Genomic DNA, 6823 nt, shown 5'->3' on the forward strand with positions numbered 1-6823 from the left:
TTGTACGAGAAATAAGTCAACATTTATGACGTTGCAATTCTGCATCTAACTCTGTTAACAAAGCATATATTCTATCAAAATCATGTTTAGTTTTAGAAGGAGCGTCATAGGTTCTCAAAGTACCTTTAGTATGAGTATGAGCCGCTCGATTGCGACTTCTCTTTAGATTACCCAGATCACCTTTTAAAGCACTAATTTTACCAGTTTTTTCTAACTTTTTTTCAATTTTTTCTAATGTTGCTAAACCAATAACCATCATCAACATTTTTCTAAAAGCTTCATATTGAAATTTAGAGTTAGGCTTAATAATCTCGTCTTTGATGAATTTTTGGTTAGCTTCGGACTTTAAGCATCGTTTAGCACATCTTAAAACTATATCATCCATAGTTTCCTCGATCCAGCCACATAATTCTATTAGAGCTAGTTTAGAATAAAAAATTTTTTGATCATCAGTTGTAGAGTCATTATAGAGTTTATCAAGCCTGTTTAGCGTCTTGAATAAATAACTTTTAGTAATCATTACCAGTAGAAGTAGATGAAAAAATTTTGATAGATGTATTAATTCTCTCTAAAGCCTTATCTTTTCGATACATACCACCAGATAAATTTTTAGTTAAAAATGGTTCAGATTTTATTAATCTAGAATACTTGTCTTGTAATTCATCATTGGAGAGATTGACTAAAGTATCTAAATTTTTGGCAACTCCTAACAGAATTCCCTCAGCAATAACTTTACTGGTTTTGAGAGGTTCCTCTTTGAAGATTCTATCATAAATCAAGTCAACAGTTTGCTTAAATAATTGATCTTTATCTTGAATAAAATCTTGGTGGGCAAATCTATGTTTATACATATAATCATTTAAAAATCCGGTCAATTTCCCCTTGTAGTTCTGGTATCCATCATAAAAAGCAAAGAAACGAAGAACTAATTCTTCATCTTCAAATCGAGATGCTTTTTTCTGCTTTCGATCCATCAGCAAAAGCCAGTTTTCATATTGAGCGCATTCTTTTAAAAAAGTATTAAACTCGCCATTATAGATACAATTTCTGATCTCCTGATTATTAAGTTTTACTCCACCGGTATTTAAGCGATGGAAAATGTTAAAAATATAATTATTATGAGTTTTTTTGCTGGAGTCGTAGCGAATCATGGTGATGGGAATAGTCATATTTTCTACGCGTTCATATAATTCTTCATGCTGAGTTTTTATTTCCTCAACTGTTTTTCCAGAAATAGACGAATCTACATCAGCTAATTTTGATAGCTTCCAATCTTCAGTAGTTAAAAATTTGACTATGGTACTAATTCGTTGTAATCCATCGATGATATAGCGTTTATCTGTCTTATAGTCAAGACTAATACACATACTAGGAATCGGTAACTGTTTCATTAAACTATCAATAAAACGAGTTTGTTGTGGATCAGTCCACACCATATCTCTTTGAAAATCTGGATCGATAACCAATTGTTTTTTTTGATACATTCTAACTAGATCAGAGCAGGAACGCTGCTCATTGTAAGCAATAATATCCGCAGGAGGAAAATCCACATCATCTTCTTCCTCTAGATACTTTTCTTCTTCGGCTGCTAGTAATTCCTCTTCTTGACTGAGATAATTAACCATAATTTTTATCCCTCCTAATATTGCCAATTCAAAAATGAAACGCACGACTCCTTAAGAGTTGACAGAAAAAGGCTCATCAGGTACTGTCTGATCAATACAACAACAAATCAGATCCAAAAACGAAGCCTCCAATATCTTAACATAGAACAAAGAAACTTGCTCTACCAACTTGGTCAAGAGGGAAATTTATCTCAACGGCAAATGGCAGCTGGGATGTCATCAAAGCACGACTAAAGCGAGAATTAAGAAGGAATCAAGGTTCCCTCGGATGCTATCTACTGAAAATTGGTAAGTACCTAGGCAAAATTATTTACACATGACGATCATTGCCCCGTAAGGGTTTTAGCTCGATCGGGCAGGTAATTAATTTTGCATGACTACTTAAGTAGTCGGACATAAATAAACAACACTATGTTAAGGAATGTAAAATAGCCGGTTTTCGCTGCTGCATACAGCCTTCTACCCTATTTACAAAACTTTATACAGCAGCGAAAACTTATGTCCGACTACTTACCTCCCCGTCAGCGGTTATAGTTAAGAGAGTGGTGCGTTACCACCGACTTCTAAATGGGATATTTTCAACATGAAAAATCAATTATCTCAGCTTTATGAAACTGATTTTAATTTGTGGATTGAGCAAACCGTAAATCACTTAAAAAAGTGCAATTTAGCAGCCCTCGATTTAGATAACTTAATCGAAGAAATATCCGATATAGGACGTAATAATAGACGGGAGGTATTCAGTCGTTTAAAAGTTCTCTTGATGCACTTACTTAAATGGCAATATCAACCAGAAAAACCGACTAATAGCTGGATAAATACCATTGATGAGCAAAGAGAACAATTAGAGTTTATTTTCAGGGATAGTCCTAGCTTAAAACCCTATTTAGCCGATATTTTCGCTGAATGTTATCAAAAAGCAGTGCGAGGGACGGTAAATGAAACTAATTTACCAAAAGAAACTTTTCCTGTTGATTGTCCTTTTAGCCAAGAACAGGTTTTAAATTGGGATTATCTTCCTGGAAATAGCTTTTGAAAAATGGATATAAGTAGGGAGGTACAATTATTTGTAGGATGGGTTAACGGTAGCGTAACATGAGCGGGCGTTGGGTTTCATGCTTCAACCCAACCTACGTTCTTTTGAAAAATGGATATACCAGTTTTATGATAAAATTGCCCTGCTGTCAAGACTGATTTTTTTCTTGCCAAATAGCTAAGGCCATTTGATGAACAAATCGCCAAGGTAGATGATGCTGACGGGCAATTGCGGCACAATCTTCGTATTCTGGTTGTACGGTAATCGGTTGATTAATTGACTCTTTGTAGGCAACTTTTAGCCGAATTTGTCCATAGACAGTATCGATCGATTGTATCTCTCTTTTTAAGATCGATCGCTCTTGAATTGTCCTTCTAATGCCTAAAGTTGTGGTTTCCTGAAAGATCATATTTTCACAAATAGCAATTTTATCCAAGGCACAAATTACTGTCAAAAGTATCCCCAAACGAGATTTTTTCATAGTAATTGCTTGACTAAATACATCCAAGGCACCCGCTTGTAATAAAGCCTCGCTTAAGTAGGCGATCGCTTGTGGATTTAAGTCATCAATTTGAGTTTCTAAAACTGCCACAGTTTCAATTTCATCTAGCTTTTCTGATTCTTTTTTCCCTAACCAAAGTCGGACAAGATTGGGAATCGGTAAATCTTTTGTCCCTGCTCCTAAACCGACCTTTTCTAACTGCATTTTCGGCGGTTTACCGAAACTTTTAGCTAAAGTTGTCACAATAGCTGCCCCCGTGGGTGTTACTAACTCCGCTTCGATGCCATTACTATAAATTGGTACTTGTCGCTGGCTGAACAATTGTACTACTGCTGGCACGGGAACCGGTAAACGACCATGGGCGGCCTGAACTGTACCGCCGCCGGTGGGTAGAGAAGAACAGTATAATTCACTTACCGATAGCCAATCCAAACCCAAACAAGTCCCGACGATATCGATAATGGCATCGGTTGCCCCGACTTCGTGAAAATGCACTTTTTCCGGTGCGATCCCGTGAACGGCTCCTTCTGCGATCGCAAGTTGTTGAAAAACCGCTAAACTCCATTCTTGGACTTTCTGGGGTAAATTTGCCTGTTTAATTAAATTTTCAATCTCCGGTAAATGGCGAGCGGGGGTATGATGGTGATGGTGGTGATGATCAGAGGACTTCTCGGCAGTGACATCGACGTGAATCTTAGTGGCAATTTGACCGCGACGATGCAGTTTTTCGGCCTTTAACTGATATTCATCCTCGATTCCTAAAGTTTTTAGTTGTGCAATCAGGTATTCTAAGGGGACTCCTAAATCTACTAATGCCCCTAAACACATATCCCCGGCGATTCCCGTGGGACAATCCCAATAGGCGACGATTTTGCTATCATGGCTACTATTTACTCTCTCCATCCGGAAAATCCCCAACAACGTTCTATCCAAGAAATCTGTCATGCCCTGAAAAATGGGGCAATTATGCTTTATCCTACCGATACCGTCTATGCGATCGGTTGCGATCTCAATGTGAAATCCGCCGTCGAACGAGTTCGCCAAATCAAGCAACTATCTAATGATAAACCCTTGACGTTTCTCTGTTCTTCTTTGTCGAATATTTCCGAGTACGCAGTGGTCAGCGATTATGCTTATAAAATTATGCGACGAGTTATACCCGGTCCCTACACTTTTCTCTTACCGGCGACTAAATTAGTGCCGAAAGTGGTGATGAATCCGAAGCGGAAAACCACTGGTATCCGGGTTCCCGATCACGTTATTTGTCGCACTATTCTCGAAACCCTAGAAAATCCCATTATCTCTAGTTCTGCTCATCTTCCCGATCAGGAGGGGGATTTTCCCACCAAGGGATTAGAAACCGCTAGGCTATTCGATGCCCTCGATCATATCGTTGATTTAATTATCGAAGATGGTTCGGCTCCCGGTTCGGAAGTGTCAACAATTGTTGATTTTACCGGCGATCAACCGGATATCGTGCGTCAGGGTTTGGGTTGGCCAGAATTACAACAATGGTTATAACGAAGGCGGTCGTCAGGAGATAGGAGACAGGAGACAGGAGATTATTTTTATTTATTCTCCCCACACCCCACACCCCACACCCCACACCCCACACCCCACACCCTACAACTTCCCACTGATAACTGATAACTGACAACTGAAACTGTATCGGTTATTGCTACTTTTTATTTCCTGAAAACCGCCTTGTGGAAGTCAAGTTAGTTGCTTAAGATAGAGGTAATCGCAGTCAGAGAAAACCTCTCAAGGAAATTATTACTATGGCTTTCACTCTTTATTCTCCCTTCCTCGAAATTAATTCTGTCCAACGTCAAATCGATCAACTTTTTCAAGAAGTATTACCGACAACTTCCTTGGTGTCTCGTCCCCCGGTGGAAATCTCTGTTAACGAGGATTCCGTGGAATTAAAAATCGAATTACCCGGCATGGATATTAAAGATATCGATGTGGAGGTTAGCAAGCAAATGGTGGCTATTAACGGGCAACGTGAATGCCCTGCCGAGGTAGAAAACAGCGAGTTTTATTATGGTAAATTTAGTCGCTTGATTACCCTACCAGTGGAGGTGCAAAATAGCCAAGTTACCGCTAACTATCAAGACGGTGTTCTTTATCTCACCCTCCCGAAAGCGGTGGCAGAAAAAAATAAAGTGGTTAAAGTTAATCTTGGTTAGATGAGAAAAAGACTGGAGAATTTCTCCAGTCTTTTGTTTTATTTGTAGTCGCTAACTGTTAATTGGATTCTTTGCCATTTAGGTTGACGGGACGGGGTTGAATAACACCAAAACCGCCGTGATTGCGTTGATAGATAACATTGATTTCGTTCGTGTCTTTGTTGCAGAACATATAGAAATCGTGATCGACTAATTGCAATTGTGTTAGTGCTTCCTCAATAGTCATCGGTGGCATGGCAAAGTATTTCATCCGCACTACTTCCGCAGGTAATTCGGGAGTGCGATCGCCAATTAGGTTATCATCTAAGGGTTTCTCTTGCACCACCTCGCTAGTTTTAACGGTGGCGTTGGTGCGATGATCCACCAGTCTTTCTTTATACTTGCGGAGTTGACGAGCGATTTTATCAGAAACTAAATCAATACTTGCGTACAAATTTTCGCTTCCTTCTTGAGCGCGAATCACTGTTCCATTAGCATAAACCGTTACTTCTGCCTTGTGGCGATCGGGAATGCGCGCATTCTTTTCCACGGAGAGGTGAACATCGACTTTTGTGGTTATGCCGTTAAAATGTTTCACCGCTTTCTCCAGCTTTTGTTCCACATAATCATGAATAGGTTCGGTGACAGCGATATTATTGCCCTGAATCAATAGCTTCATACTCACTACTCCATCTAAAAATTTTGCTATGGACTGCCCACATCAACTATTTTTAAGGGGTGTTGATGCTAGGAATTTAATCCTCAAAAAACTGCTCGATTGCGCTGTTGAGTGAAAGTCAATTAGAGGTCACAGTCTAGATATTGTCGGTGTTCTCGTTCTCTTTTTTTTGTCGGATCGCGCGGAAAATTCATCGGGTCGAGCGCCTATTTGCAACTGGATTTATCTACCTCTATTCTAACAAGTTTCTGTAAACCTTTTCTTAACAGAAGTGCGAAGTTCTGTTAACTTTTATTTAAAGAAACCGATTTTCGCCGCCAGCAGGGGAATCCGGTGATTGTTTCTCCCGTGGGACGGTTAACCTCGGAATAGATGGGATAACCCTAGATTAGCACTTAGTATTCTCCCCAACATCTATATCTTCCCTTCTTTTAATTTTCCTTTGCGCTCCTTCACATTTCTTAAATAATTTGACAAATTTCGCAATGAATGCTCAAAAAATACCTCGTCTCTGTGGGCTAAAAATTCGGGCAATTACTCCCGCTGCTCTCGGGACAACAGCGATCGCTAGTGCCAGCGAGAATTGCTAATCCCGACTTACACTCTCGCTGCTGACTCAGATGTTAAGTTTGTTAAATTTAAGTAGGGAGGCACAATTATTTGTAGGATGGGTTAGCGGTAGCGTAACCCATGCAGGCGTTGGGTTTCCTTGGGTCAACCCAACCTTGTATCTTGAGAAGTAGGCAACCCGTCCCAACCTAGGTAAAAAATACCGCTTTGTAGCTTGGGTGCCTATATTCTGAAAAAGGGCGT

At 39.6% G+C, this 6823-nt stretch carries 7 protein-coding genes and 1 pseudogene; 4 read left to right on the plus strand and 4 right to left on the minus strand.

What is annotated here, in order from left to right; translation table 11 throughout:
• Positions 1-16 precede the first annotated feature (16 nt).
• Positions 17-520 carry a HEPN domain-containing protein gene (locus tag EWV66_RS19810; protein ID WP_052276390.1) on the minus strand — a complete coding sequence of 168 codons (504 nt, stop codon included), beginning with the start codon at positions 518-520 and terminating at the stop codon, positions 17-19.
• The gene (locus EWV66_RS19815) at positions 510-1625 is read right to left on the minus strand and encodes a DUF262 domain-containing protein (RefSeq protein WP_052276389.1); all 1116 of its coding nucleotides are present in this window, start codon (positions 1623-1625) and stop codon (positions 510-512) included. The genes EWV66_RS19810 and EWV66_RS19815 overlap by 11 nt, the downstream gene beginning before the upstream one ends.
• Before the next feature lie 111 nt (positions 1626-1736).
• Between EWV66_RS19815 and EWV66_RS19820 the strand changes: the two are divergent.
• Together EWV66_RS19820 and EWV66_RS19825 are read left to right on the plus strand one after the other, a co-directional pair.
• A pseudogene (locus EWV66_RS19820) lies at positions 1737-1903 on the plus strand (helix-turn-helix domain-containing protein); the annotation flags it as partial.
• A 305-nt stretch (positions 1904-2208) separates the two neighbouring features.
• A complete protein-coding gene (locus EWV66_RS19825; protein ID WP_052276388.1) occupies positions 2209-2661 on the plus strand; it encodes a DUF29 domain-containing protein in 453 nt (150 codons plus the stop codon).
• A 148-nt stretch (positions 2662-2809) separates the two neighbouring features.
• Here EWV66_RS19825 and larC read toward each other — a convergent pair whose 3' ends face one another.
• Positions 2810-4066, minus strand: a complete 1257-nt coding sequence (gene larC / locus EWV66_RS19830) for a nickel pincer cofactor biosynthesis protein LarC (protein ID WP_072925245.1) — start codon at positions 4064-4066, stop codon at positions 2810-2812.
• On the opposite strand from larC, the gene EWV66_RS19835 reads away from it, so the two are divergent.
• Positions 4043-4684: an L-threonylcarbamoyladenylate synthase gene (locus EWV66_RS19835; RefSeq protein WP_002771642.1), complete on the plus strand. Its 642-nt coding sequence runs from the start codon at positions 4043-4045 to the stop codon at positions 4682-4684. The two genes, larC and EWV66_RS19835, sit on opposite strands and share 24 nt — an antisense overlap.
• 257 nt (positions 4685-4941) lie before the next feature.
• Positions 4942-5352 (plus strand): Hsp20/alpha crystallin family protein, encoded by a 411-nt coding sequence (locus EWV66_RS19840; RefSeq protein ID WP_052276386.1) that lies wholly within the window; start codon positions 4942-4944, stop codon positions 5350-5352.
• A 58-nt stretch (positions 5353-5410) separates the two neighbouring features.
• Here EWV66_RS19840 and hpf read toward each other — a convergent pair whose 3' ends face one another.
• Positions 5411-6010 (minus strand): ribosome hibernation-promoting factor, HPF/YfiA family, encoded by a 600-nt coding sequence (gene hpf, locus EWV66_RS19845; protein WP_002771638.1) that lies wholly within the window; start codon positions 6008-6010, stop codon positions 5411-5413.
• Between the last annotated feature and the right edge of the window lie 813 nt (positions 6011-6823).

The organism is Microcystis sp. M_OC_Ca_00000000_C217Col (assembly GCF_007095585.1).
In the GTDB taxonomy this organism is placed as follows: Bacteria; Cyanobacteriota; Cyanobacteriia; order Cyanobacteriales; family Microcystaceae; genus Microcystis; species Microcystis panniformis.

Coding starts and splice junctions, on each gene's coding strand:
- EWV66_RS19810 (WP_052276390.1), bottom strand. CDS start 520: ATGATTACTAAAAGTTATTTATTCAAGACGCTAAACAGGCTTGATAAA.
- EWV66_RS19815 (WP_052276389.1), bottom strand. CDS start 1,625: ATGGTTAATTATCTCAGTCAAGAAGAGGAATTACTAGCAGCCGAAGAA.
- EWV66_RS19825 (WP_052276388.1), top strand. CDS start 2,209: ATGAAAAATCAATTATCTCAGCTTTATGAAACTGATTTTAATTTGTGG.
- EWV66_RS19835 (WP_002771642.1), top strand. CDS start 4,043: ATGGCTACTATTTACTCTCTCCATCCGGAAAATCCCCAACAACGTTCT.
- larC (WP_072925245.1), bottom strand. CDS start 4,066: ATGGAGAGAGTAAATAGTAGCCATGATAGCAAAATCGTCGCCTATTGG.
- EWV66_RS19840 (WP_052276386.1), top strand. CDS start 4,942: ATGGCTTTCACTCTTTATTCTCCCTTCCTCGAAATTAATTCTGTCCAA.
- hpf (WP_002771638.1), bottom strand. CDS start 6,010: ATGAAGCTATTGATTCAGGGCAATAATATCGCTGTCACCGAACCTATT.